This window comes from Botryobacter ruber, assembly GCF_003347595.2.
GTDB classification, from domain to species: Bacteria; Bacteroidota; Bacteroidia; order Cytophagales; family Hymenobacteraceae; genus Pontibacter; species Pontibacter ruber_A.
Genome location: NZ_QCZK02000024.1, coordinates 467819 through 490789, shown reverse-complemented (window position 1 = coordinate 490789; position 22971 = coordinate 467819). Strand labels below are relative to the sequence as shown.

The 22971-nt window shown below is 49.6% G+C and carries 18 protein-coding genes; 12 read left to right on the top strand and 6 right to left on the bottom strand.

What is annotated here, in order from left to right; all coding sequences use genetic code 11:
- Positions 1-151 precede the first annotated feature (151 nt).
- Both DCW36_RS07380 and radA read right to left on the bottom strand, forming a co-directional pair.
- The gene (locus tag DCW36_RS07380; protein ID WP_114777697.1) at positions 152-1573 is read right to left on the bottom strand and encodes a TlpA family protein disulfide reductase; all 1422 of its coding nucleotides are present in this window, start codon (positions 1571-1573) and stop codon (positions 152-154) included.
- A gap of 205 nt (positions 1574-1778) precedes the next feature.
- Positions 1779-3158, bottom strand: coding sequence for a DNA repair protein RadA (gene radA, locus DCW36_RS07375; protein ID WP_114777696.1), 1380 nt, complete (start codon positions 3156-3158; stop codon positions 1779-1781).
- Between the two features lie 417 nt (positions 3159-3575).
- Here radA and DCW36_RS07370 point away from each other — a divergent pair, with 417 nt between their 5' ends.
- Both DCW36_RS07370 and DCW36_RS07365 read left to right on the top strand, forming a co-directional pair.
- Positions 3576-4505, top strand: a complete 930-nt coding sequence (locus DCW36_RS07370) for a porin family protein (RefSeq protein ID WP_164891053.1) — start codon at positions 3576-3578, stop codon at positions 4503-4505.
- 78 nt (positions 4506-4583) lie between these two features.
- Positions 4584-5735, top strand: coding sequence for an outer membrane beta-barrel protein (locus DCW36_RS07365; protein ID WP_114777694.1), 1152 nt, complete (start codon positions 4584-4586; stop codon positions 5733-5735).
- A 43-nt stretch (positions 5736-5778) separates the two neighbouring features.
- Here the strand turns inward: DCW36_RS07365 and DCW36_RS07360 are convergent, their stop codons facing one another.
- Positions 5779-8706 carry a CHASE domain-containing protein gene (locus tag DCW36_RS07360; RefSeq protein WP_114777693.1) on the bottom strand — a complete coding sequence of 976 codons (2928 nt, stop codon included), beginning with the start codon at positions 8704-8706 and terminating at the stop codon, positions 5779-5781.
- A 631-nt stretch (positions 8707-9337) separates the two neighbouring features.
- Here DCW36_RS07360 and DCW36_RS07355 point away from each other — a divergent pair.
- From DCW36_RS07355 to DCW36_RS07330, 6 genes are all read left to right on the top strand, one after another.
- On the top strand, positions 9338-10054 hold the full coding sequence (locus DCW36_RS07355) for a hypothetical protein (RefSeq protein ID WP_114777692.1): 717 nt from the start codon (positions 9338-9340) through the stop codon (positions 10052-10054).
- A 211-nt stretch (positions 10055-10265) separates the two neighbouring features.
- Positions 10266-11660, top strand: coding sequence for a class II fumarate hydratase (gene fumC / locus DCW36_RS07350; protein ID WP_114777691.1), 1395 nt, complete (start codon positions 10266-10268; stop codon positions 11658-11660).
- Between the two features lie 186 nt (positions 11661-11846).
- Positions 11847-12248 (top strand): methionine-R-sulfoxide reductase, encoded by a 402-nt coding sequence (locus DCW36_RS07345; protein ID WP_114777690.1) that lies wholly within the window; start codon positions 11847-11849, stop codon positions 12246-12248.
- Between the two features lie 28 nt (positions 12249-12276).
- Positions 12277-12594, top strand: coding sequence for a peptide-methionine (R)-S-oxide reductase (locus tag DCW36_RS07340; protein ID WP_114777689.1), 318 nt, complete (start codon positions 12277-12279; stop codon positions 12592-12594).
- Positions 12595-12689: 95 nt separating this feature from the next.
- Positions 12690-13067, top strand: coding sequence for a diacylglycerol kinase family protein (locus tag DCW36_RS07335; RefSeq protein ID WP_114777688.1), 378 nt, complete (start codon positions 12690-12692; stop codon positions 13065-13067).
- A 196-nt stretch (positions 13068-13263) separates the two neighbouring features.
- Positions 13264-13740, top strand: coding sequence for a DinB family protein (locus DCW36_RS07330; protein WP_114777687.1), 477 nt, complete (start codon positions 13264-13266; stop codon positions 13738-13740).
- A gap of 386 nt (positions 13741-14126) precedes the next feature.
- Here the strand turns inward: DCW36_RS07330 and DCW36_RS07325 are convergent, their stop codons facing one another.
- Together DCW36_RS07325 and DCW36_RS07320 are read right to left on the bottom strand one after the other, a co-directional pair.
- Positions 14127-14912: a DUF4382 domain-containing protein gene (locus tag DCW36_RS07325; RefSeq protein WP_114777686.1), complete on the bottom strand. Its 786-nt coding sequence runs from the start codon at positions 14910-14912 to the stop codon at positions 14127-14129.
- Positions 14913-15088: 176 nt separating this feature from the next.
- Positions 15089-18124 carry an AsmA family protein gene (locus DCW36_RS07320; RefSeq protein ID WP_114777685.1) on the bottom strand — a complete coding sequence of 1012 codons (3036 nt, stop codon included), beginning with the start codon at positions 18122-18124 and terminating at the stop codon, positions 15089-15091.
- Between the two features lie 112 nt (positions 18125-18236).
- On the opposite strand from DCW36_RS07320, the gene DCW36_RS07315 reads away from it, so the two are divergent.
- The 3 genes from DCW36_RS07315 to DCW36_RS07305 all read left to right on the top strand — a co-directional run bounded on the left by DCW36_RS07315 (position 18237) and on the right by DCW36_RS07305 (position 21084).
- Positions 18237-19250, top strand: a complete 1014-nt coding sequence (locus DCW36_RS07315; protein WP_114777684.1) for a PorP/SprF family type IX secretion system membrane protein — start codon at positions 18237-18239, stop codon at positions 19248-19250.
- A 63-nt stretch (positions 19251-19313) separates the two neighbouring features.
- Positions 19314-20540, top strand: a complete 1227-nt coding sequence (gene gldJ / locus DCW36_RS07310; RefSeq protein ID WP_114777683.1) for a gliding motility lipoprotein GldJ — start codon at positions 19314-19316, stop codon at positions 20538-20540.
- A gap of 73 nt (positions 20541-20613) precedes the next feature.
- Positions 20614-21084, top strand: a complete 471-nt coding sequence (locus DCW36_RS07305) for a DUF4265 domain-containing protein (RefSeq protein ID WP_114777682.1) — start codon at positions 20614-20616, stop codon at positions 21082-21084.
- A 408-nt stretch (positions 21085-21492) separates the two neighbouring features.
- Here the strand turns inward: DCW36_RS07305 and DCW36_RS07300 are convergent, their stop codons facing one another.
- Positions 21493-22179 carry a ComF family protein gene (locus DCW36_RS07300; RefSeq protein ID WP_240676085.1) on the bottom strand — a complete coding sequence of 229 codons (687 nt, stop codon included), beginning with the start codon at positions 22177-22179 and terminating at the stop codon, positions 21493-21495.
- 92 nt (positions 22180-22271) lie between these two features.
- Between DCW36_RS07300 and DCW36_RS07295 the strand changes: the two genes are divergently transcribed.
- Positions 22272-22619: a carboxymuconolactone decarboxylase family protein gene (locus DCW36_RS07295; protein ID WP_114777681.1), complete on the top strand. Its 348-nt coding sequence runs from the start codon at positions 22272-22274 to the stop codon at positions 22617-22619.
- Positions 22620-22971: the final 352 nt, after the last annotated feature.

Sequence of the window (22971 nt, the reverse complement as noted above, 5' to 3'; positions counted from 1 at the left end):
ACATAAGAAGGGGGTAGGAATTTAATTACGCAGAGATCAAAAAAACGGTTATTAAACTCCGGTATGTTAGCCGGCAGACCCGCTGTAAAACAAAGAACCACCTGGCACAAAACAGCACCAGGTGGTTCTTATGTTACTACTGTAAATTTTATCAGCGGGCAGATGCCTGTATATTTTCCGTCAGGCGCTGCAAATCTTTCTCTACTTCCCGGTCGTTGGGGCGGCGCGGTTTGGCTGTAATCAGGTTGCCTTCTTCATCTATCAGAAAATAAGCCGGCACATTCTTTAGTTCATACCGTTTTACCAGATCGGCATCCATTTCTTTCATGTGAAGCTGTACGCCCTGCAGCCGCTTTTTTGCCACAGCATTACGCCATGCTGCTGCGTCTTCATCCATACTTACGTTCAGGAACACAAGACTTTCATTCTCCAGCCTGGAGGTAAGGTCCTGCAGGTGCGGCAGGTCTATCAGGCAAAGGCCGCAGTCTGAGCGCCAGAAGCTTAAGTAAATAACTTTGCCTTTAAAGTCGCTTAAAGCAACAGTATCTCCGTTTGCATTGGTCAGTTTAAAGTTAGGGGCAGGGCTGCCTATGGCAAAGTCTTTATTTTTATCGTACAGTTTCTGCAGGTAGTCTGCCGCCTCTGGATGTTTGTTTATTGCCAGAAAATCGCGGAGCATTTCTTCAGAGTATTTCAGGTGCCCCTTCTGCAGCGACTGTCTCAGTACCTGGGCAAGGGCCAGCGCCTGTACTTCTGCGGTGAGCTTTTTCTTAGCCTGGTTATAACCTGTTATGTAATACTCTTTGTTTGTTTCCTGTATGCCTGCTGCCTTTGTGTAATAGGTGGTGTAATTGCGGAGGAAGCTGGTAAAGGCCGGGCTCAGCAGGTTGGTCTGGCGCTGCATATCCAGTGTTTCGAGGTACTTGAAATAGGAAGGAGAGGGTGTTAACCTGCCTTCTGTTCGTATCACCTGCTCCCGGATGTCGAAATACGTGATGCGGTCGTCGGCGTAGGCAAAATCTATTTCTGCCTGCGCAAAGCTTTTAAAGGTAGCCGACACAGGAGCTTTTGCCGTGAATTTTTCTAAAAAATTCTCCTGGTCATTTTTGCGGTAATCCAGGAACTCGATAAACTCACCTTCCCGCAGTTTAACGTTATCGGGCAGCACCTGGTATTCTTCAATCTCGCTGAACCTGCGTACCGACTGCGCCAGGTAGTTGTTTTCGTTGGCGCCTTTGCCTTCGTATTTGATGGTTTTCAGGAATTTGCCGCCGTTAAAAGACAGGTTTAGCTCAAAGCCTGGCTCCAGGTACACCGGCACCACTTCGTCGCCGTGCACCAGTTCTGCCACCATGGCTTTGCTGACCGGTATTTCCAGCCTGAACTGCTCGCCCTGCAGTTCTACCTCGTTCTCTACCTCTTCGGGCACAAAAGGCGATGGATAGGTTACAACAGTTACATACTCGGATAGAGGCTTGGTAACTTTGCCGGTAATAACCACTTTGGACTGGGCCAGCAGGCCATTGGTTGTCAGCAGGAGCGCCAACAGCAGGAATAACGAAACTCTTTTCATGTACTAAGGGTAGAAGTTCAGCTTCAGTAATAGATATGGGTTAAATGATAAAAATACTAATCTAAAGAACACCAGAGGCAACAGGCTAACTATGCCCTTTACCAAGATATTTCCCTGAACAACACACCGCAATAAATTAATTCATTATTCCTTAATTATTTAATACTTCCTGAGATACTTAATTTAACAGCTATAAATAATCCTATTATCCAAACAACTCCCCAAAAACTTCCTCTAACCTTCCGAAGGCATGGATCCTGATGGAGAACTTGCTCAGGTCTACGCCTTTTTTGTTGTATTTGGAGATGTAGATATCCTGGAAACCCAGCTTCTCGGCTTCGGAAATGCGGTTCTCCACCCGGTTTACGGCCCGTATCTCGCCTCCCAGCCCCACTTCGGCAGCAAAGGCTGTGGTGGACGGTACAGCCAGGTCTTCGAACGACGAAAGGATGGAAGCGCACACCGCCAGGTCGAGCGCCGGGTCTTCTACTTTTAAGCCGCCTGCAATGTTGAGGAACACATCCTGGCTGCCCAGCCTGTAGCCGCCTCTTTTCTCGAGCACGGCCAGCAGCATGTTCAGGCGCTTGGCATCGAAGCCGGTGCTGGTGCGCTGGGGCGTGCCGTAGGTGGCAGGACTTACGAGGCTCTGCACTTCGATGAGCAGCGGGCGGTTTCCTTCTAAAGTAGCGCCAATGGCAATGCCGCTGAAGGCATCTTCGCGCTGCGAGATCAGGATTTCGGAAGGGTTGCTGACTTCGCGCAGGCCGGAGCCCAGCATTTCGTAAATGCCCAGTTCGGAAGTGGAGCCGAAGCGGTTTTTGGTGGTGCGCAGAATGCGGTAGGTCATGTGGCGGTCGCCTTCGAACTGCAGCACCGTGTCTACCATGTGCTCCAGTATCTTGGGGCCTGCCAGGTTACCTTCTTTGGTGATGTGCCCGATCAGGAAAACTGGTGTGCCGCTCTCCTTAGCAAACTTCAGCAGCTCGGCCGTACACTCCCGCACCTGGCTTACACTGCCTGCCCCGGCCTCTATAAAAGAAGAGTGTAGCGTCTGGATGGAGTCTACGATCAGCACCTGTGGTCGCAGGAGCTCAATCTGTTTGAAGATGTTTTGGGTACCGGTTTCGGTCAGGATAAAGCAGTCGGAGGTCTGGGCCTGCAGGCGTTCGGCCCGCATCTTTATCTGCTGTTCGCTTTCCTCGCCGCTCACGTACAGCACCCGCAGCCCCTGCAGGCTCAGCGCGATCTGCAGCATCAGGGTAGATTTTCCAATGCCCGGCTCACCGCCTATCAATACCATAGAACCCGGTACTATGCCGCCGCCCAGTACGCGGTTCAGCTCCTGGTCCCGCGTCTGGACACGGTGCTGCTCCTGGAAACTTATATCGGCAATGGGTTTGGGTTTGGAGGCTACCTGTGTGGAGGTGCTCCCTACTTTCCAGGCGGTGGTAGGTGTTACCTCCTCGCGCTGTACTACCTCCTCCACGTACGTATTCCACTCGCCACAGGCGGGGCACCTGCCAATCCACTTAGCCGACTGGGCGCCGCAGTTCTGACAGAAATAGGATGTTTTTATTTTAGCCATTCGATGTTAAACAAGTATTAAAAATACAAAAATTTGAGCAGAAACTCCCGCTTTCGGAGCAGGAACTCTCTTTATAATTTTTTATTTCCGTCCCCAGTCCTATCTTGCTGATGAATTGTTCAACACCTCCTACTTATGTCATTTAGGCTCAAGATTACCCTCTTCGCTTTGTTCCTTATTCTAACAGCCGCTGCCGGTTATGCGCAGACGAAAACAATTGATGCTTACATTGTAACGGCTACCAACGATACGATACAGGGCCTCCTGGAGCAGCAGAAAGAAAAACACCGCCTGCGCGGCATCAGCTTTCAACCTGCAGGCGAAAGCGGTTTTACCAGTTATGGTGCGGCCCAAATTAAAGCGTATGGCATCAGAGACAGCATTCAGTATGTTTCGCAGGAGGTAAAGGAAGATGATTTGCAGCAAACTGTATTTATGAAAGTGCTGGTGAAAGGGCCTGTTAACTTATATGCAACTGATGACCTCAGCAACGGAGATACTTACCTGGTCCAGAAGCCTGGAGAAAAACCACATCAGTTACGGAAAAAAGTTTTCCTGGGAGAGCTAAATTTACTGCTTTCTGAGTGCCCTGAATTTAAGGTAGATAATAAGAGTGCCAAGAAACTGAAATTTACAGATGAAAAACTTTCTTCTGCTGTACATGCCTATAATGCCTGCCGGTATCCTCAAGAACCTTCTCAAAGATTTCTTTTTAAGGATGGACCTCTTTTACGGTTCGGCCTGCGAGTAGGAACCCAGTTCAGCCGTATGGAATACATGGCAAATCAGGGTTTTACGCGAGGAGAAGTTAAAGAACAGTTTTTTCTTGCTCCAGGTGTGACAGGAGGTGCCTTTGTAAATATTTTTAAAGCACACAAGCCATTTGCGCTACAGGCAGAGTTGCTCTTTAAGCGTTACGCAAAAGATTATACGGCTGAGGAAGGTGGAGTAAGTGGAGTACCATATACCCGTGTTGTCAATTTTAAAACAAACATGCTGCAGTTACCGCTGCTATTGCAGTACAAACTGCCTGGAAAGCAGTATGCGCAACCTTACTTTATTGCCGGTCCTGTCTTCAGCTACACTTTTAACTCTAACTTTAAATATGGAATAAGATATACCAGCAGTTCCGTTGATAACAGAACGGAAGATATTTCACATTTTAGTTTTGGCTACGCTATAGGAGCAGGAATTCAGCGCAGTCTTACAAGTAAGAATCGGCTAGCACTGGATATCCGATATAACACCGATTATGTGCGGACATACCAACGGGACCCGATCGGCAGCCCCGGACCTCGCAGGTTTACATTCTCCGGACTTCAACTTACCACCGGAATAACGCTTTAGCAGCTGCAGTTAACCTTTTATTTTTATCAAGAAAATTACATCCCTAAATTGCATTAAATTCTGTTACCACACTTTTTCATGTCCATTCAGTTTAAGATTGCCTTCTTTTTTCTGCCTGCTCTCCTGACAGCTTTTTCCGGTTATGCGCAACATAAAAATGTAGCGGCCTACCTTGTAACAACAGCCAACGACACCGTACAGGGCGAACTGAAACTACAGAAGGAGAAAAAACGGCTGCGAAGTATTCGCTTTAAACCTGTCGGCGAAAACAGCTTTACCAGCTATAGTCCTGCTCAAATCAAAGCCTATGGCATTGGCGACAGCCTGCTGTTTGTAGCCCGGGAGGTAAAGGCGGAGGAGCAACCGGTATTCTTAAAAGTACTGGTAAACGGACCTACACGGCTCTATGCTGCCGATAACCTGAGCAGTGCAGGCGAATTTTATGTGCAGCGGCCCGGGGAGCAGGTTGTACAGTTACAGAAACGCCACAACCTGGCGGAGCTAAACTACATGCTTTCCGACTGCCCCGAAATGGAAAGCAACAGCAGCAATTCCCGGAAGAACAAATATTCAGGCGGACATCTTAGCAACACCATCCATGCCTACAACACCTGCAGTCATCCAGATGAGCATTCAGAAATACTGTTCAGACCAACAAAAATTAATTACCTGGTTGGGGTGCAAATCGGCAGCCACTTTGGCAATATTATTTACAAGAACTACTACACCTTTTTTCAAAAGCATTTTAACAACAAAGTTCCTCTGGCACCCGGCCTGGCAGCAGGTGTATTTCTTAATATTTCTGAACCGGGCAGCAACCTGATGCTCCAGGCAGAACTGCTGTATAAGCAGTATAAAAGCAGTCATACGGTACAGGAATCAAGATATACGCGCTCCTTCGATTTTAAAGCAAATGCGATACAAATGCCCTTTCTCCTCCAGTTCAAGCTTCCCCGGCTGCTTAAAACACAGCCATACCTGAATGCAGGGCTTAGCTTTACGCATTTGTTTGATCCGGTAATCGTGCACGAAATAAAATACGCTGAAGACGATGCTACCAGAAACTCGAAAACAATAACAGAGGGCGTTAGAAACTGGTCAAATGGTTTTGTGGGAGGTGCGGGCTTGTACTACAATATCACAAGCCGTAACCGTCTGCTGCTGGATTTCCAGTACAGCAGCACCGTTTTTTTCTCAGGCTTCCAGGTAACGACCGGCTTCACCCTCTAAGGGAAGGACATCAGGAAACCCAACAGTATTCCTAGCAGTGCCCCTACACACTGGTAGCCACAGCAATGGGCTCCTGCTTAAAGTACACCGTAAAGGTAGTACCCTCACCCAGCTTGCTTGTTACCTCAATGCGGCCGCCGTTATTCTCAATGATGCGTTTCACGATGTACAAGCCGATGCCCGTACCTTCTACGTGCGTGTGGAGGCGCCTGAACATGGCAAACAGTTTGTGTAACTGCTCGTCTTTTATTCCCAGGCCGTTATCCTTTACCTGCAGCACCACATAATCATTTTGCTTAAAGGTTCTGATGTGTACCTGCGGCGTTCTGTCAGGGGAGCGGTACTTTATGCCGTTCGACACCAGGTTATAGATGATGCTGCGGAGGTTCTTGCGGGCATACATAATGCCCGGTACCTCAAAATCGGTTGTAACAGTCGCTTCCGTTTCCTGGAGCAGGGCGTTAATATCTCCTGTTACATTTTCCAACACCTCGTAAAAGGAGAGTGGCTCCAGGGAAGACTGCAGGTCCTTCTGCACTTTGGTGATCTCGGTCAGGTCGGCAATGGTCTGCTTGAGTTTGTTGATAGACGAAGCCACCATATCCAGCAGCTGCGCATCTTCCTCGTTCAGTTTGCCGTTCAGGATATCGCGTAGCAGTGTCACAAGCCCTTCCATGTTGGCAATAGGCGACTTCAGGTCATGGGAGGCGGTATACACAAAGCTGTCGAGGTCGTCGTTTATGCGCAGCAGCTCGTCGTTCTTCTGGCTAAGCTTCTCGTTGGTAAAAACCAGCTTTTTACGGGCATCCACAAGTTCTGTCACCTCCACCGCAAACACCAGCACCGCTTCTACGCTGCCATTGCCATCCACAAGCGGCTGGTACACCAAATTAAAGTAGCAGGGCTGCAATACGCCATTGTTCTCCCGGTCGATAACGGCCGGCACTTCTTTGCCTACAAAAGACTTCCCGGAGGAGAAAACCGTATTCAGCCGCTCTATAAAGTCGCGCCCTTCCGAGCCGGGGTGTGCTTCCTGTACGGTTTTGCCTACCAGCTGCCTGTTGCCGTAAAGCTTCCGGTACGATGGGTTTGCCAGTACATACTGCTGGTCCGGCGCCCGTACCAGCCCGACTAGCGCCGGCACCTCCAGGAACAGCTTTTGGATCAGGTCTGCGTTCTGTTTTACCTTGCGTTCAGCTTCTTTTATCTCTGATATATCGATGATAGAACCGATGTGGCCTAAAAACTCGTTGTTGGCGCCAAAGCGAGGCGTTCCGGTACAGATAACCCAGCGCGATTGCCCGTCGTGGCGCAGAATGCGAAGCTCTGTTTTAAAAGAGGAAGCCTCGGTGGCCGCTTTTTTGTAAACGGAATCAAAAGCAGCCATATCTGCCGGTTCTATGGCCTGGTGCCAGCCAAAGTTGATGCTTTTCTCGAACGGCTGCCCCGTAAAATCAATCCATTGCTTGTTTACATACAGGCACTGGCCCCAGGCATCGGCCACCCAGATCATAACAGGCGCATTGTCGGCCATGGTCCGGAAACGGGCTTCGCTCTCGATAATGGCCTGCTGGGCCCGCTTTTCGTCGGTAATATCGCGCACTTCGAGTATGGTAGCGTTTGGCAGCCCATGTACAATGATGGGGCGGGCCGCACAGGTAACCTGGAAGAAGGAGCCATCTTTCCGGATAAACACATCTTCGTGCGCGCGAAGGGTGGTGTAGGTAGGCAGCGCTTTGGTAATCGGGCATTCGCTGCGCGGGTAAGGTGTACCGTCCGGGTGGGTGTGGTGGATCATATCGTGCAGCGGCTTCTGCGATATTTCCTCGAAGGTATAGCCCGTCATTTCCTCTGCCGCCGGGTTCATAAAGGTGCAGTAGCCGTCGGTATCCATCATAAACAGCGCTGCGGTGGCATTGTCGGTTATGCTTTGTTTTATTTTGTTGGAGCGCCTGGAGTTGGAGAGCGACCAGATGATAAAGAACATCAGGAAACTCATGATGGTACCGCCTGCCAGGATAAAGTAAGGCAGGGCATTGTCGGCTGACCGGAAAAACAGGGGATTGGCAGAGCTTAAGATGCGCCAGGTGTGGTTCCCGATGTTGATGGTACTTAACTTCTGGAATGGCCTGACCCTGGTGCGCCCGTAATATAATGTGGAATCGGTGCTGAACAGCACGGATTCTGCGGATGGAGTGGCGCCATCGTAAACTTCAATATCGATGTCGTTAAAATTATCGCCGAGAATGGCTTCCATCAGGTCTTTTGCCCGGAAAGGGCTGTACACAAAGCCTTTGATTTGCTGCTGCCGGTCCTGGATAGAAACCGGTTCGGAGCCGTTCTGGTAGATGGGCAGGTACATCAGGAAACCGTTCTGCTCATCCTGCCCTGTTTCCTGCACCAGCCGGACTTTGCTGCTCATGGTAGCCTGCCTGGTATCGCGGGCAATCTGCATGGCCGACTTCCGGATAGGTTCGCTGAACATGTCGTACCCGAAAGCACGCAGGTTCCGGCCTGTGAAGGGCTCCAGGTAAATGATGGAAGTGTAAACATCGCGTTTACCTTCCGGCCATACCCGGTAATCGGGAAAGCCTTTGCGCCGGACGAGGTTTTCGTGTTTCTTTAAATCTTCTGATTTGATAAAAACAGCATAGCCAATGCCCTGTATGCCCGGATATCTTTTCTCCAGATTCAGGTTTTTATAGTACCGCTGCCAGGCCTCCCGCTCCACGGTGTCTGAGGCAATAAACAAGCCTTTTGCCCCGATCAGGATTTGCAGGTAGTCGCGCATGCGGAGTTCAATAGACCTGGTAGCCTGCATGGCCTTCAGCTCAAACACTTTTTCGTTCCTTTCTTCTGCCTTGCGCTTTGTTTCGGTAAACACGATCAGCGTTAGCAGGAAAATAAGGAAAAAAGATGCGACCGCAAGAAGGTAATCTCTTACAAAGGAAGCCAGTCTGGCAAGTTTCATGCGTTATCTGTTATGGCAAATCGGGTAAGCTTTCCGCTGTTTCAGCAACAGGAAAAGTGAGGCTGCCGATAATTTCTTCAGGAATACCTTCAAACCCGTTTTAATTTTTTTTCTGAAGCAGGCCCAGCGACTGCCGAAGCACAATGGAACGAACGTAAAAAAAGCTATCGCAGGTTCCTGCAGAAAACACTAACAAATTATAATCCAAACAAGGTCCAGGTTCAAATATATAAAAAAACTGCTAAAACCCAAGCCGCTCCGGTTTCAGATACTAACAGCTTTATCAAAACGAAAAACTGCCCGGATTGTTTTAGCAGCAGCAATGGTGGCAGCTGCAGTATACTCTTAAACGCTTCAGTTATAGTCTGCTTACAAAAACTTAATCAAAGCAGCAGGCGCAGTGGCTGTGGTGGCAGCTGCAGCAAATCAAAACAGGCTACAGGTAAAACAGTGGCTGGTACTGTAACTATTTTGGCAGCTTTTCCGGTGCATTTTGTTCTGCTGCAGTTGCCACCATAGCCACTGCTCCTGCTGCATTAGTTGTATTTCAGCGCAGCACCTGCTGCATTCGCTGCCGCAACGGGGTAAAACTGCCAATACTGTATTACCTTTGCAGCATTAATTTTTGCCTATGTTTGATATTTTGAAAAGCCTGCTGATCAGCTTTGTGGTGGTAGCAGTGCTGTTACCCGTAGTTCGGTACGCTCTTCGCAGGATGTCGCCTGCCGGAAACGTACCGGCGCTGAGCCCCGATGAAGTGGCTTACGCACAGAAACAGGACCGTAAGCTTACGTTTTTCTACTACATTTTTGCCTGTATCCTGGCCGTGATCTGCACTGGTGGACTGGCGCTGCTTTCGAGCATCATCCATATGTCGCGGGAGCACCTGTACGTGCTCACCCCTAATTTCAGGGCCATGTTTGCACCGGGGCTGCTGCTGGGGCTTACGCTGGCCACATTGCCTCTGCGTGCTGCACAAAAGAGCCTGCTTGGCCAGGAGTACGACCTGTATAAAACCTACATGCGCCAGCAGGAAGGCGCCAACTCCGTACGGGCGTATTACGTGCTGCTGGTTATCATGCTCGTGCTGTCCTGTGTTGCTGCCTGGTTTGCGCTCCGCTGGCATGTGGTGGTATCGGCAAAGGAGCTAACAATAACCAACCTGCTGCAGCAGGAAAGCACCTACCGCCTGGAGGCTATCAAAGAGATCCGCTACCTGGGCAAAGAAGGGGAGTACCTCATTTCCTTTACCGACCAGACCTCCATCAACACCGCTTACCTGAAGCCGGTAAACCTGGAGATGATTGCCCTGCTGGCAGAACGGTCGGGAACGCGGGTGATACGGTAATTAGGAGCGTTGTCGTATCAGAATAACAGCCCCCTGCAAAGGAAAAAGGCTTTCAATAAAGAGAAAGGGTGTGCCGGAGAGGGTGCAACAGCTGCAGTTGCAGTTTTTTTAGCAGCGAACTAGCAGGCATTAGCAGACGACACCACATTGTATTGAATTATTTTATAGATTTGTTCCGGAAGATTTTTATCAAAATTAAATATAAACCTATATGCAAGTTCGTGTAGAGAAAGATACCATGGGCCCTGTAGAGGTGCCTGCAGATAAGTACTGGGGAGCGCAAACGCAACGCTCTAAACAAAACTTTACCATTGGCGGACAGCTGATGCCGAAAGAGGTGGTGCAGGCCTTTGCCATTCTCAAAAAGTCTGCAGCTTTTGCCAATGCCGAACTGGGCGTGCTGCCACAGGAGAAAGCCGAAATTATCGGTACCGTGTGCGACGAGATCCTGGAAGGCAAACTCGACGACCAGTTTCCGCTGGTGGTGTGGCAGACAGGTTCCGGTACGCAATCGAACATGAACGTGAACGAGGTGGTGGCGAATCGCGCACACGTGCTGCTGGGCGGCGACCTGCAGGACGAGAAAAAGAAGATCCACCCGAACGACGATGTAAACAAGTCGCAGTCTTCTAACGACACCTTCCCGACGGCTATGCACATTGCTGCTTACAAGAAAGTAGTAGAGCACACGCTGCCGATGGTAGAGAAGCTGCGCGACACGCTGCACAGCAAATCGGAGCAGTTTATGGATGTGGTAAAAATCGGCCGCACGCACCTGATGGACGCTACGCCGCTCACATTGGGCCAGGAGCTGTCTGGTTACGTGAAGCAGCTGGAATACGGCATGAAAGCCCTTACCAACACCCTCGACCACCTGAAAGACCTTGCCCTGGGCGGTTCTGCCGTTGGTACCGGCCTGAATACACCAAAAGGTTATGCCGAACTGGTAGCCACGAAAATTTCTGAATTTGCCGGTCATGAGTTCCGCACGGCACCAAACAAATTCGAAGCCCTGGCAGCACACGATGCCATGGTAGAAACCTCCGGCGCCCTGAAGCAGCTGGCCGTAAGCCTGATGAAAATCGCCAACGACATCCGTTTGCTGGCCTCCGGACCGCGCTCGGGTATTGCCGAAATCCTGATCCCGGAAAACGAGCCGGGCTCTTCTATCATGCCAGGCAAGGTAAACCCTACGCAAGCCGAAGCTATGACGATGGTGTGCGCCCAGGTAATCGGTAACGACGTAGCCATATCGGTTGGCGGCATGAACGGCCATTTCGAACTGAACGTGTTCAAGCCGGTAATGATTTACAACCTGCTCATGAGCGCCCAGCTGATCGGCGATGCCTGCGACTCTTTCGACAAGCACTGTGCCGTGGGCATTGAGCCAAACCACCCGGTTATCAAAAACAACCTGGAGAACTCGCTCATGCTGGTAACAGCCCTGAACCCGCACATCGGCTACGACAACGCCGCTAAAATTGCCAAAAAAGCACACAAAGAAGGTACTACCCTTCGCCAGGCAGCTATCGAGCTCGGCCTGCTCACCAGCGAGCAGTACGACGAGTGGGTAAAGCCGGGCGATATGATTGGCAGCTTGAAATAGTTTTTAATTTACTTTCAGATAAAAAGAAGAAAGGCAGCTCCGGTTGGGGCTGCTTTTTTCTTTTCATGATTCGCTTTAAATAGATAGCAGGATGTTAGTTTTATTCTCAAAGGCACTCATAAAACTTTTTTCTGTATTCTCTCTTCCTGAAACCACACGTATAAAAGAGCAAACCAAACATCAGCCATGAAAATAGCGAAAGACCCATCTGAGTATAATAAGCTTACCCCGGAAGAAGAAAGAATTATTGTTCAGAAAGGAACAGAGTTTCCGGGCACAGGCAAGTATAACAACTTTAAGGCAGAAGGCGTGTACCTGTGCAAGCGCTGCAACGCCCCGCTCTATACCTCTGAGTATAAGTTTGAATCGCACTGCGGCTGGCCCAGCTTTGACGATGAGATTACCGGGGCTGTAAAACGGATTCCGGACCCCGATGGTCGCCGTACCGAGATTGTCTGCGCCAACTGCGGCGCGCACCTGGGGCACGTGTTTGAGGGCGAATACCTGACACCCAAAAATGTCCGCCACTGCGTAAATTCCCTGTCGCTTACTTTTATGCCGATAGAGCAGGTAGAGAAGGAAGCCTAGCAGCAAAAGGAAGTTCTGCCGTAGGTGTATGCTCCGAAACCAGAAGATTAACCCTGCCGCCCGTGAGCAGGAGCGGGGCACTTACACCTGCGCCCGCTGTGGCACTGCTTTGTTTGAAGCCAGCAAGAAGTTTGAGGTGGGTTCCGGCTTCCCGAGCTTCTGGGCACATATCGCCAACAATGTAGATCAAAAGCCGCTCGATACCTACGGCAGAAACCGCATTCAGCTGCTCTGCCACACCTGCGGACTGCACCTGGGCCACCTGTTCGACGATGCCCGCACGCCAACCCATGTCCGGTACTGCATTAATGCAGATTCGATTAATTTAACCGAAAGCACAAAATAAATAAGGCTGCAGAAGTTGCTTTTCTACCGGCATTCAGCTTAACTTAACCCAAAGCGCCTACGCGGGGTATACCTTTCCAAAAATAACTGCGCCACTTGACTTACTTTAAGAAACGCTACAACAGCTTTACCTTCGCCTTCCGTGGGTTAATTTCTGCTTTGCGCTCGGAGCCGCACATGCGCCTGCACATTTTGTCGGCGGTAGCGGTGGTGGTAGCCGGTTTCTTTTTTGGCATTACCCGCGTGGAGTGGTGCCTGCTGGCCGGGTGTATCGGTCTGGTGATTATGGCGGAGGTGTTTAACACAGCCATCGAAACGCTAACGAATTTGGTGTCGCCGGAGTGGCACCCGCTGGCCGGCAAAGCGAAAGATCTGGCGGCTGGCGCGGTACTGATGGCAGCAGCAACGGCAGCTGTAATAGGCGCTATTATTTTTCTACCTTATTTGCTACGCTACATCAACAGTTTGGTGTAAACATTTTATTTACAGGTACGGGTTTAGTACCTTTGGCGAAGCCCCGGCAGCTAACTGCACCTGCCACCACAGCCTCTGCTCTGTCTGCAGGCTTATACAGCAGCAGTGGCTGTGGTGGCAGGTGCAGTACAGTTTTTATAACCGGTACTGCAGCAATTCAGTTTAGAAAGATGTATCACTTAAATGATATCGTAAAATGACAGGAAACGACGTACTAAAAAACCTTTCGGAGTATAACATCTGGGCCAACAAAACGATGCTGGATGTATTTTCATCGTTGCCGGAAATACCCGCTAACGCGGCCCGCCTTTTCAGCCATGCCTTAAATGCGCAGGCGATCTGGATTGCCCGTATCACAGGCACCGAAAGCCCGGTAAAAGTGTGGCAGGAGCACAACCTGGACGAGCTGAAGAAGCTGCACGAGCATTCTTCCTATGGCCTTGCAAAGTTAGTAGCCAACGCCGACGAAGCAGAATTCAACCGCCTGATCGACTACAGCAACAGCCTGGGCAACCGGTACAGCACCCGCGTGCTCGACATCCTGACGCATGCCTTTAACCATGCCACCTATCACCGCGCCCAGACCGCCACAGACCTGCGCAAAAACGGCCACACCCCACCCAACACCGATTATGTAACCTATGTGCGCGAGCTCATGGGGCAGGTGTATTAAGTTTGGGAGTTAGAGAGTTAGAGAGTTTAGGAGGTAAAGAGGTAGGAATTTTGTAGGGGTTGAAGATTTTCAACCCTGTAACAGAGAGGTAGAAAGGTTAAGGGTATGGCTGTAGAGACGCGGTGCCCGCGTCTCCTGCACGAACCACAGACAAATCCAATCCTGTTAATCCTTAAATCTTCTCAATCTTGTTCAGACAAACCTAATCCTGGAAATTCTAAAATTCTGTAAATCCTGATTCAGACAAATAATCACAAGAATCAGCGGTTCAGACAAAAAAGCATTACTGCAGCAGCCACCACAGCCGCTGCTGCTCAATAGCATAAAAAAAACAGGCAGCTTTCTTATCGAAAGCTGCCTGTTTTTTTTAGGACTGTGCTACCTGCTTATGGTAACTCAACTGTACCTAAGTCTTTTATCTGGTTCTGGGTTACGCTTACGTTCTCAACTGTTTTATTGTGGGCATCGTCCTCGGTGTAGAACTTAACCGTGTAAGTTCCGGCCGGCACACCTTTTATCAGGAAATCGCCGTTCTCGTTGGCAAAACCTCCTAAGGTATCGTTAGCAGCAGAGATAACATAAATGCCCGGCTTGTATTCAGCAGGTGTTACCTTACCCTTAATGCCTCCTGCAATCGCCTGCGTGATGGTGCGCACCACCGGCTTCAGGTTATATTGTCCGTTTCCTCTGGCCACTACCGATTTGGCAGCATCAAAGTCGAGCAGCACCATGTAGGTTACATCTGCCTCCAGTACCGCATCAATATCCAGTTTTACCCCCGATGTCTGGCCGCTTGGCGTTTTCAGGTCTACCACTGTACCATCTTTCAGCTTCAGGGTGTTGTTATCGCCGAGTACCAGGCGTATCTGCGAAATTTTACCGGCGGGCAGGCTGTGGCTGGCTAACAGGGTGTCTGCTCCGTTGGCGAAGTCGAGCAGGTTGTAAACCCCCGGGTTTATTTCGCCGAGCGTGATCCAGTCGGTGCCATTGTCTGTTTCTTCGCGGTGAATCTGCACGGATCTGATGTCGATGTTCACTTCTTCAAAATCGCCGGGTGAGTCTGTCAGGCGTACCTGCATTCTGGCAGTTCCTGTACTTTCCTTACCGTCGTCGCAGGCGCTGAAACAAACAAGGCAAAGGAGCAACAGAGGTAAAATGAAATTTGTCTTCATGCGTGTATTCTTCATATTGTTTAATGATTAGCCCCCTTAATACGCTCGAACATCAGAAAAAGTATATAATCGGATAAAAAAATTTTTAAAATTAAATAGCCCATGTACCATTTCAGGCACATGGGCTACAGGTAACCGACTAATTATCAGGTTGTAATATCTGCTGATAATGGTTGTTACTGGTTGGGCGCTGCCTTTGCTGTATCTGGTTTTGCTGCAGGCTGCGGTTGTGGCTGCGTCTTCGACTTCAGGAAACCGCCAAGCTTATCGGCTGCTTTTTGCTTTAACTGCTGCTCAGCCTCCAGGCGCTTCTTCTCCAGTTCGGCACGGGCTTTCTGTTCTGCTTCCAGTTTGCGGCGGTTCAGCTCGTTGGTGATGCTGTCCTGCACCTGCTGTTTGCGCTCCTCCAGCTTGGCCTTGGCATCGTCGAGCTTGGTTTGAACAGCTTCCTTTACAATGTCTTTCGCCTGTGCCTTCACACTGCCGCCTGCCAGCGATACTTTTGGACTGGTCAGGGTACCGCCGATGTTCAGGTTAAGCGTAACCCGCTCGGCTGCCTTCAGCTGATCGCCCCCCACCAGGCCAGCCAGGCGGGAGTTCAGTTCGCGACCAACTTTTCCGGTAGGCACGTTCAGGGCCGTAACGTAGTCTATTTCACCGTTTGGCTTGTTGCTTCCGCCCACGGTCATGTCTATATTACCCACCTGCACGTCGAACGGACTTACTACCAGGCTGCCATCTACTATCTGAGCATCGATGCGCCTGTTCTCTACTATCAAGCTCTTCAGTTCAGCAAGGTTGGTCAGGTTGCTGATCTTGTTGAGCACCTCCATATTCCGTACTGCTGCTTTCACCACATCTATCACACCTCTGCCATCCAGCGACGAGAGCACAGGCATCATGTCCTGGCCAATTTCACCGGCAAAATTAAACTTCGTGGAGAAGGTACCTTCCAGCAAACCGGCAATGGGCGCCAGCGCTTTTATGGTACTAAAGGCGTTGAAAGCCTCTTTGAACTGCAGGTTTTTGATGTCGAGGTTAAAATCGAAAAGCGGCTGCTGCAGGTTCTGTGTATTGTAACTGCCGCTGGTGGCGAAGGTGCCACCAAGCGTGTTGAAAGTTACCTCCTGCAGTCGGGCTACCTTGTCCTTCACCAGCACTTTTCCGCTCAGGTTTTTCAGGTTCAGGTTGTCGTAGAGCACTTCTTTGGCATCCACGTTCAGCGTTACATCGAGGTTGGCCGGTACCTCCACCACGCCCTGCGCCTCCTGCTCAGCAGAAGTCGGCTGACCGGTGTTCTCGTCCACCATCCACTCGTTCACATTAAAGCGGTTGGAGCTGATGTTGAAATTCCCGCGCAACGACTGGTTCTCTGCCAGCGCATAGCCCAGGTAGTTCGAAACCGTACCGGCGGCCTGTATGTCGCTTTTGCCCAGGAAACCCGACATGTTCTGGAGCTGAACACGCTCATTATTAAATACGGCATCGGCTTTGGTAATCCGGATACCCTGCGGCAGGTCAGTGCTCACATAGCTCAGGTTGCTGATGGCCATGTTTCCGTTGGCGGTTACGTTGCTGTATTTTTCAGCCTCAATGTCGCTCATCTTGCCTTTGGCAGCCACATTGGCATTGATGCGGCCCGAGAGAGTGGTATTCTCCAGCGGGAAAATCTTGGTAAGCTTTGTCAGGTCGAGGATACCTTTTATGTTGGCATCGAAAGCCGGCTGGTCAATACCCTGCACCAGCACGCGCCCCTCCAGCGGCTCGCCATCCAGGGTCATGTTAAAGTTTTGGATGTTGATGCGGGTGTCGTCGGTGTTGCCGGTGGTGTTGAGGATGTTGGCCACCATGTTCAGGTTCTGGATAGGCGCCGGGAAGTCTTTGGATTTCACATAGCCGTTGGTCAGGCGCATATCGGCATTTATCACCGGCATACTTTTCTCGGAGTAGGTACCTTTGGCGTCGGCGTCCACTTTCAGCAGGCCGCGCAGCGTCATGCCTTCCACCGGGAAAACTTTCGTCATTTCATCCAGGTCGATGTTAGCTTTTACGTTGCCGTTTACCTTCATCGGCTCCAGCCCCTGTATCAGCACCTTCGCATCTACGGGGTTTTTGCCCAGGTCCATGTGGAACCGGCGCACATCAATATTCGTGTTGTCCACGTTGCCGTCTTTGTTGGCAATGCTCATATCTACGTTAATGTTGCGGGCCGCCTGCGGCAGGTCGGGGTACTTGAACATGCCGTCAATAATTTTGAGGTCGGTGCCAAAGCCTGGCATCAGGCTGTCGTTCATGCGGCCTTTCAGGTAACCGTCGAAGCTTAACTTTCCTTCTGTTTTGATGTCTTTAAACTCCTCGGTGTACATGCCCGGCACCACCGACAGCACATTCCGGAACTCGGTTTCGGTTGCCTTAAAGGTCAGGTCCATGTCGATGTTCTCATCGGGCATGAGAATGGTACCCGCAAACTGGAAAGGAAATTCGTTGATGCGGATGTTGTTGTCTTTAAAGGTGTACCTGTACTTATCGAGGTCCATCTCCATGGTCACATCGGCGTTCAGTTTTGCGTTCTGGATGTAATTGGTGCCGGCATAGGTCATGGTAAAGCGGTCGGCGGTGGTGGTGGACTTCATATCGAACACGCTTTTCTCGAAATCGCCGCTGCCTTCGTGGTTCACATTATAACCTGCCAGTCCGAAAGGGATGCTGAGGTCGTCGTAGTAGAGGGTGCCGTTATTAACTTCCCAGCCTTTGATCGCCATTTTAAAATCGCTGGCTGCCGTATCGCCGGGTGCAGTGGCAGCCGTGTCGGGTACAAAAATATCCCAGTTGGCTTTGCCGCTTTTGAGTACGACCAGCCGGATAACAGGCTCGTCGAGCACTACTTTGTTTACCTTCAGCTCATCGCCGCTGATGACGCTCATCAGGTTTAGCCCGAGCCGGAAAGCCGGAACCTGGGCCAGTGTATCCAGTTTAAAGGAATCCTGCCCCACAATGGTCAGGTTATCCACGCCCAGCGAAATATCCGGAAAGTCGCGGAAAATAGAAAGGCTGACGTCATCGGTTTCGTAGATAACCGTAGCGTTAATGTTTTTGGCAATTTCTTTATCGAGGGCTTCTTTAATTTTATCTTTGAACAATACGGGCACCAATGCTGCCAACGCTATAAGCAGCAGCACAAAGACAAAAAAGCCGATTACTAGTTTTTTCATGTTGTTGGTTTGATATTTCTGTTGGGCGAAACTATTTACATAATTAAAACATTTGCAATTATCATACTAGTATTTATTGGTTAACCGTTTATTTGTGGTTATTTAGTATAGGATGCCGGGAAAAATAATTGTTTGCTACTGTTTCTTTTGCCTGTGGGTTTATACCGTTACAGCCCAGGATGCTGCGTTTACGCAACAGTACGCAAACCGGCTGTACCTGAATCCTGCTTTTGCCGGCCTTAACCACGACTGGAGCCTGTCTGCCACACACCGGAACCAGTGGCCTGCCTTAAACGGCTCCTTTATTACCAACCAGTTTGCAGCCGATTACAGGATGCCCGGTAAAAAAAGCTCTTTTGGGCTGGTACTGCAACAGGACAGGGCAGGCGTGGGCGGACTGCAAAAGCTGCAGGCCAGCGCCATTTATGCTTACCAGACCAATATTTCCGATAAATGGGTCTTTTCGGCAGCCTTACAACCTAGCATAGCTGCGCTTCGTGTTAATTTTGACAACCTCGTTTTTGGCGACCAATTAACCGACAACGGCCAAACGGCGCTAAGCTCTGCAGAAGTCAACAACTTTAATCCTGAAAGTTATGTTAGCTTTACAGCAGGCGGACTGGTTTATTCCAGCCAGTTCTGGTTCGGTTTAACTGCCGCCAATATGAACCAGCCAGCTTATGGCTTTAACGAGGCAACAGAACTGCCACTCCGTTTTACGGTTAATACCGGTTACAAATTTTACTTACGGTCCTATGAGCAACAGGGTCAGCTGTTTGAGTTAAGCGTCAGCCCGGCTGTTACCTATACGCAACAGCAAAATTTCAGAAGAACCGACGTTGGAATTTATACTATTTATACGCCGCTTACGTTAGGTTTAATGTACAAAGGGTTACCAGTAACCGGTAACACGAACCAAGACCAGGCATTAGCCGTAGTTGTAGGTTTAAAACTCGAAAAAATCAAAATCGGCTTCAGTCACGATGCTGGCCTTAAAGGGTTTAGCAAACAGGCAGGTGGCGCAAACGAAATTTCGCTGGTATTTGAGCAACTGGATTTAAGTAATTTTTCCGGAAGCAGGAATAATGGGAAATTAAACTCGCTAATTGCTTGTCCGTCGTTCTGAATTTAGTTATAATTGCATGTTAAATTACCTTACGAGAACCTTATCTAATTTAGGTACTATTTTATGAATCTTAATAAGCTATTTTTGGTCCTGTTCATGGGAGTTCTTCTCCTAAGCGCTTGTTCTAGAAACCGCCGGCCAACCAGTACCGATCCCGGCTGGGAAAGTACTACGACCGGTACTATTTATAATGAAGAAGAAGATGGCTTCCAGGTTGCAGACTATATAGAGACACCACAGGGCCCCGGCCTGGTGTTTATAGAAGGTGGCCGGACCGTTTTAGGCTCCATGGAAGAAGATATCGCCTTAACACGCGACAATATGGAGCGTACCGTTACGGTAGCATCTTTCTATATGGACGAAACCGAAGTGGCCAACATCCACTGGCTGGAGTACCTGCACTACCTGAAGCGCGACTCCGTACCGGAAGTATACCAGGCTGCTTTGCCGGATACCACTGTCTGGTCACGCCAGTTATCTTTCAACGACCCTTATGTTACCTATTACCTGCGCTACCCTGGCTTCCGGTTTTTCCCGGTAGTAGGTGTTAGCTGGCTGCAGGCTACCGATTTCTGCTTGTGGCGTACAGCCAAGGTTAACGAAAACCTGGCAAAGCTGGCCCAGGAAGAAATGGGCGGCGGAAGAAGGAGAAGAAGAAACGAGCCTGAAGAAACTACTGTGAATGCCCTTTCTATCGAGTCCGGCTATGTGCTTCCGAATTACCGCCTGCCTACAGAAGCTGAATGGGAATATGCAGCCCAGGCTATGATCGGAACGCAGTATTCCGAAGACGAAAACCAGAACAACCGCAGACTGTATCCGTGGGATGGCCACCAACTGCGCAACCCGCACGGCAAGCAAATGGGCTTGTTTATGGCAAACTTCAAGCGTGGCCGCGGCGACTATGCCGGTATAGCCGGCGCCCTGAACGACGGCGCCATGATTACAGACTATGTTTACAACTACCCGCCAAACGACTTTGGTTTGTATAACATGGCTGGAAACGTAAACGAATGGGTACAGGACCTGTACCGTCCGCTTTCGTACCAGGATGTAGAAGACCTTAACCCTTTCCGTAGAGACGGCTTCCTGGATGAGAGTGAAAACTATGATTCCAATGCAGGCTTCCACTCGCTTATAAACGACGAGGTGCGTGTATACAAAGGCGGCTCCTGGAAAGATGTAGCATACTGGCTGTCTCCGGGCACCAGAAGATTCCTGACACAGGATTCTGCTACTGCTACTATCGGTTTCCGTTGTGCCATGATCAATACAGGTTCTAACAGATAAGCATTAAACAGAAATATTAAAAAGCAAAAAGCCTGGAGATGTTCCAGGCTTTTTGCTTTTTACATAAAACAGCATGGCAGCACAACACACTGAAATTTTATTCCGCTTTTACAGCGATACATTCGAGCAGGAAATGACAGAAGTGCTATGGGCAGTAGAAACTGACAAAGCACAGGAGTTTTACCGGATCGACAGCCTTCCTTTTTATGTACCTATGATTGCCTCTGATGATGTGGTGCAGGCAGTATACGATCCGGAGGAAGAGCACCTGGTGTACCAGAAAACCGTAACCTTCTCTGGCAACTCCATCATACATGTTGTTCTGGCAGACGATGCTCCTGACATTGAAGAAATCAGGCAAAGCTTTATGGAGTATGGCTGTGTATCAGAAAAAATGAACGATTACTTCTTTGCCATGGAAGTACCCGCAGCAGCAGACTACAAACCAATCAAGCAGCGGCTCGACGAACTGGAGGAACAGGAACTGATTGAATACGCAGAGCCCAGCCTGTCGGAAAGGCACCGGGAGCAGACGGAGGGGTAATGTGCTAATTTTTTAATGTGTTGATGTGCTAATGGGGGAGTGGTTTAATGGCTGAATTGTTAAATTGTTGGAGAAAATGTAAAATCACACCCGTCATTCCATTACTACTATCAGCAGTCTCATTTCAACCTACCATCAACGGTTCAGGCAGCAGGAGCTAATCTTGTAAGGAAAAACCTGAAATGGGTGCACTGGTGCGAGCTTGCAGCTCGTACTTTAATTTCCCAATCAAAATTGCTGCATTTCTACCTACACTAGCATTGCGAATCGTTACATCATGCTTTACTTCGTGGCATGTAAGTACGAGCTACAAGCTCGCACCAGCAAAAAAATCTTTGCTACAGCATCTTTTCTTTTCTTCTACAAAAAGAGCAGGAGAGGGAGTGGTGGCAGGTGCAGAAGACTAATTTACGCTGCTGCAATAGTCACCACACTCACTTCAGCACATCCGGCCGCCAGCAGAACCACGGCACATGCCTCTAAGGTAGCACCTGTGGTAAGCACATCGTCTACCAGCAGCACCCGTTTTCCTTTAACCGCCTCCGGCTTCGCCACCCGGAACACCTCCTCCACATTTTGCCAGCGGGCCAGCCTGTTCTTGCGGGTCTGGGTTTCGGTATTGGTAGTACGGACAAGGGTGTTATTGTTCCAGGGTAGCTTCATAGCTCCAGCTATGCCTTTGGCAAAACTATCGGACTGGTTGTAGCCGCGCTTCCGGAGCTTGGTCTTGTGCAGGGGCACCGGCAGTACCAGGTCAAACTCGGTAGGATAGTGGTACTCGGAAAGGAGGGAGCCGTATCTTAGTCCCAGGTGCTCGCCCAGTTCCTGGGCCCCCTTGTACTTGAGCCGGTGCAACAGGCGCTGCACCCGGCCTTTGGCCCTGAAGTGCAGGTAAGCAAAAGCAAACCGCACCGGCACTTTGCCCCAGAACCGCCGCTGCAATGTATTTAGTTCGGTAGCACCGTGCGCATGAAAATCGGTATAGGGCAGCTTTACGTTACAACCGGTACAAATATACTTCTCGCCACGCGCCAGCACGCCATCGCAGGCATAACAAACTTCCGGAAACAGCAGCGAGAGCAGGTCGTGTAGCATAAGCAGCAATTTATTCAGGCTTAATCTTAGTAACTTTGCAAATAGTAAAAGGTGATGCACCTGTTAAGTTAATTTCTAACGGAAGAACAACAATGAGCATAGTGAAAGAATTCAACGACTACCGCGAACGTATGAACGAGCGCATTATGTCGTACGATAACAAAGTAATCAAACGCTTCTTCAACCTCGACACCAATACCTATATGGAGGGTGCCCTTGATGTGAAGACAAAGGAAATGCTGGGACTGGTGGCTTCCATGGTGTTGCGCTGCGACGACTGCATTAAGTACCACTTGGGCAAATGCTATGAGCAGGGGGTAAGTACCGAGGAGGTAATGGAAGTATTCGCCATCGCCAACCTGGTTGGCGGCTCCATCGTGATTCCTCACTTCCGCCGGGCAGTGGAGTATTGGGAAGAACTGTTAAAGTTAGAGAGTTAGAAAGTTTGGGAGTTTAGGAGGTAGAGAGGTAGACATTTTGTAGGGTTGAATGTTTTCAACCCTACAATTTCTTTTCTGCACCTGCCACCACAGCCTCTGCTGCTTGTCTGAACCGTTGATGGCAGGATGGAATGATTTCTGTAATTTTAAGTTTGTCTGAACACAATTAAATGATTGAAGGATCAACAGGATTGTTTTTCTGAATCAGGATTTGCAGAATTTTAGGATTTTCAGGATTAGGTTTGTTTGTGGTTCGTGCAGGAGACGCGGTGCCTGCGTCTCTACAACAAAAATGCATGTTGCAATCTCAAACTCCCTGAAAGGGTTGAAAATGTTCAACCCCTACAAATTC

Excerpts from the sequence above, each read along its gene's own strand:
- DCW36_RS07380 (WP_114777697.1), bottom strand. The coding sequence starts at position 1,573 with ATGAAAAGAGTTTCGTTATTCCTGCTGTTGGCGCTCCTGCTGACAACC.
- radA (WP_114777696.1), bottom strand. The coding sequence starts at position 3,158 with ATGGCTAAAATAAAAACATCCTATTTCTGTCAGAACTGCGGCGCCCAG.
- DCW36_RS07365 (WP_114777694.1), top strand. The coding sequence starts at position 4,584 with ATGTCCATTCAGTTTAAGATTGCCTTCTTTTTTCTGCCTGCTCTCCTG.
- DCW36_RS07360 (WP_114777693.1), bottom strand. The coding sequence starts at position 8,706 with ATGAAACTTGCCAGACTGGCTTCCTTTGTAAGAGATTACCTTCTTGCG.
- DCW36_RS07355 (WP_114777692.1), top strand. The coding sequence starts at position 9,338 with ATGTTTGATATTTTGAAAAGCCTGCTGATCAGCTTTGTGGTGGTAGCA.
- fumC (WP_114777691.1), top strand. The coding sequence starts at position 10,266 with ATGCAAGTTCGTGTAGAGAAAGATACCATGGGCCCTGTAGAGGTGCCT.
- DCW36_RS07345 (WP_114777690.1), top strand. The coding sequence starts at position 11,847 with ATGAAAATAGCGAAAGACCCATCTGAGTATAATAAGCTTACCCCGGAA.
- DCW36_RS07340 (WP_114777689.1), top strand. The coding sequence starts at position 12,277 with ATGCTCCGAAACCAGAAGATTAACCCTGCCGCCCGTGAGCAGGAGCGG.
- DCW36_RS07330 (WP_114777687.1), top strand. The coding sequence starts at position 13,264 with ATGACAGGAAACGACGTACTAAAAAACCTTTCGGAGTATAACATCTGG.
- DCW36_RS07325 (WP_114777686.1), bottom strand. The coding sequence starts at position 14,912 with ATGAAGACAAATTTCATTTTACCTCTGTTGCTCCTTTGCCTTGTTTGT.
- DCW36_RS07320 (WP_114777685.1), bottom strand. The coding sequence starts at position 18,124 with ATGAAAAAACTAGTAATCGGCTTTTTTGTCTTTGTGCTGCTGCTTATA.
- DCW36_RS07315 (WP_114777684.1), top strand. The coding sequence starts at position 18,237 with ATGCCGGGAAAAATAATTGTTTGCTACTGTTTCTTTTGCCTGTGGGTT.
- gldJ (WP_114777683.1), top strand. The coding sequence starts at position 19,314 with ATGAATCTTAATAAGCTATTTTTGGTCCTGTTCATGGGAGTTCTTCTC.
- DCW36_RS07305 (WP_114777682.1), top strand. The coding sequence starts at position 20,614 with ATGGCAGCACAACACACTGAAATTTTATTCCGCTTTTACAGCGATACA.
- DCW36_RS07300 (WP_240676085.1), bottom strand. The coding sequence starts at position 22,179 with ATGCTACACGACCTGCTCTCGCTGCTGTTTCCGGAAGTTTGTTATGCC.
- DCW36_RS07295 (WP_114777681.1), top strand. The coding sequence starts at position 22,272 with ATGAGCATAGTGAAAGAATTCAACGACTACCGCGAACGTATGAACGAG.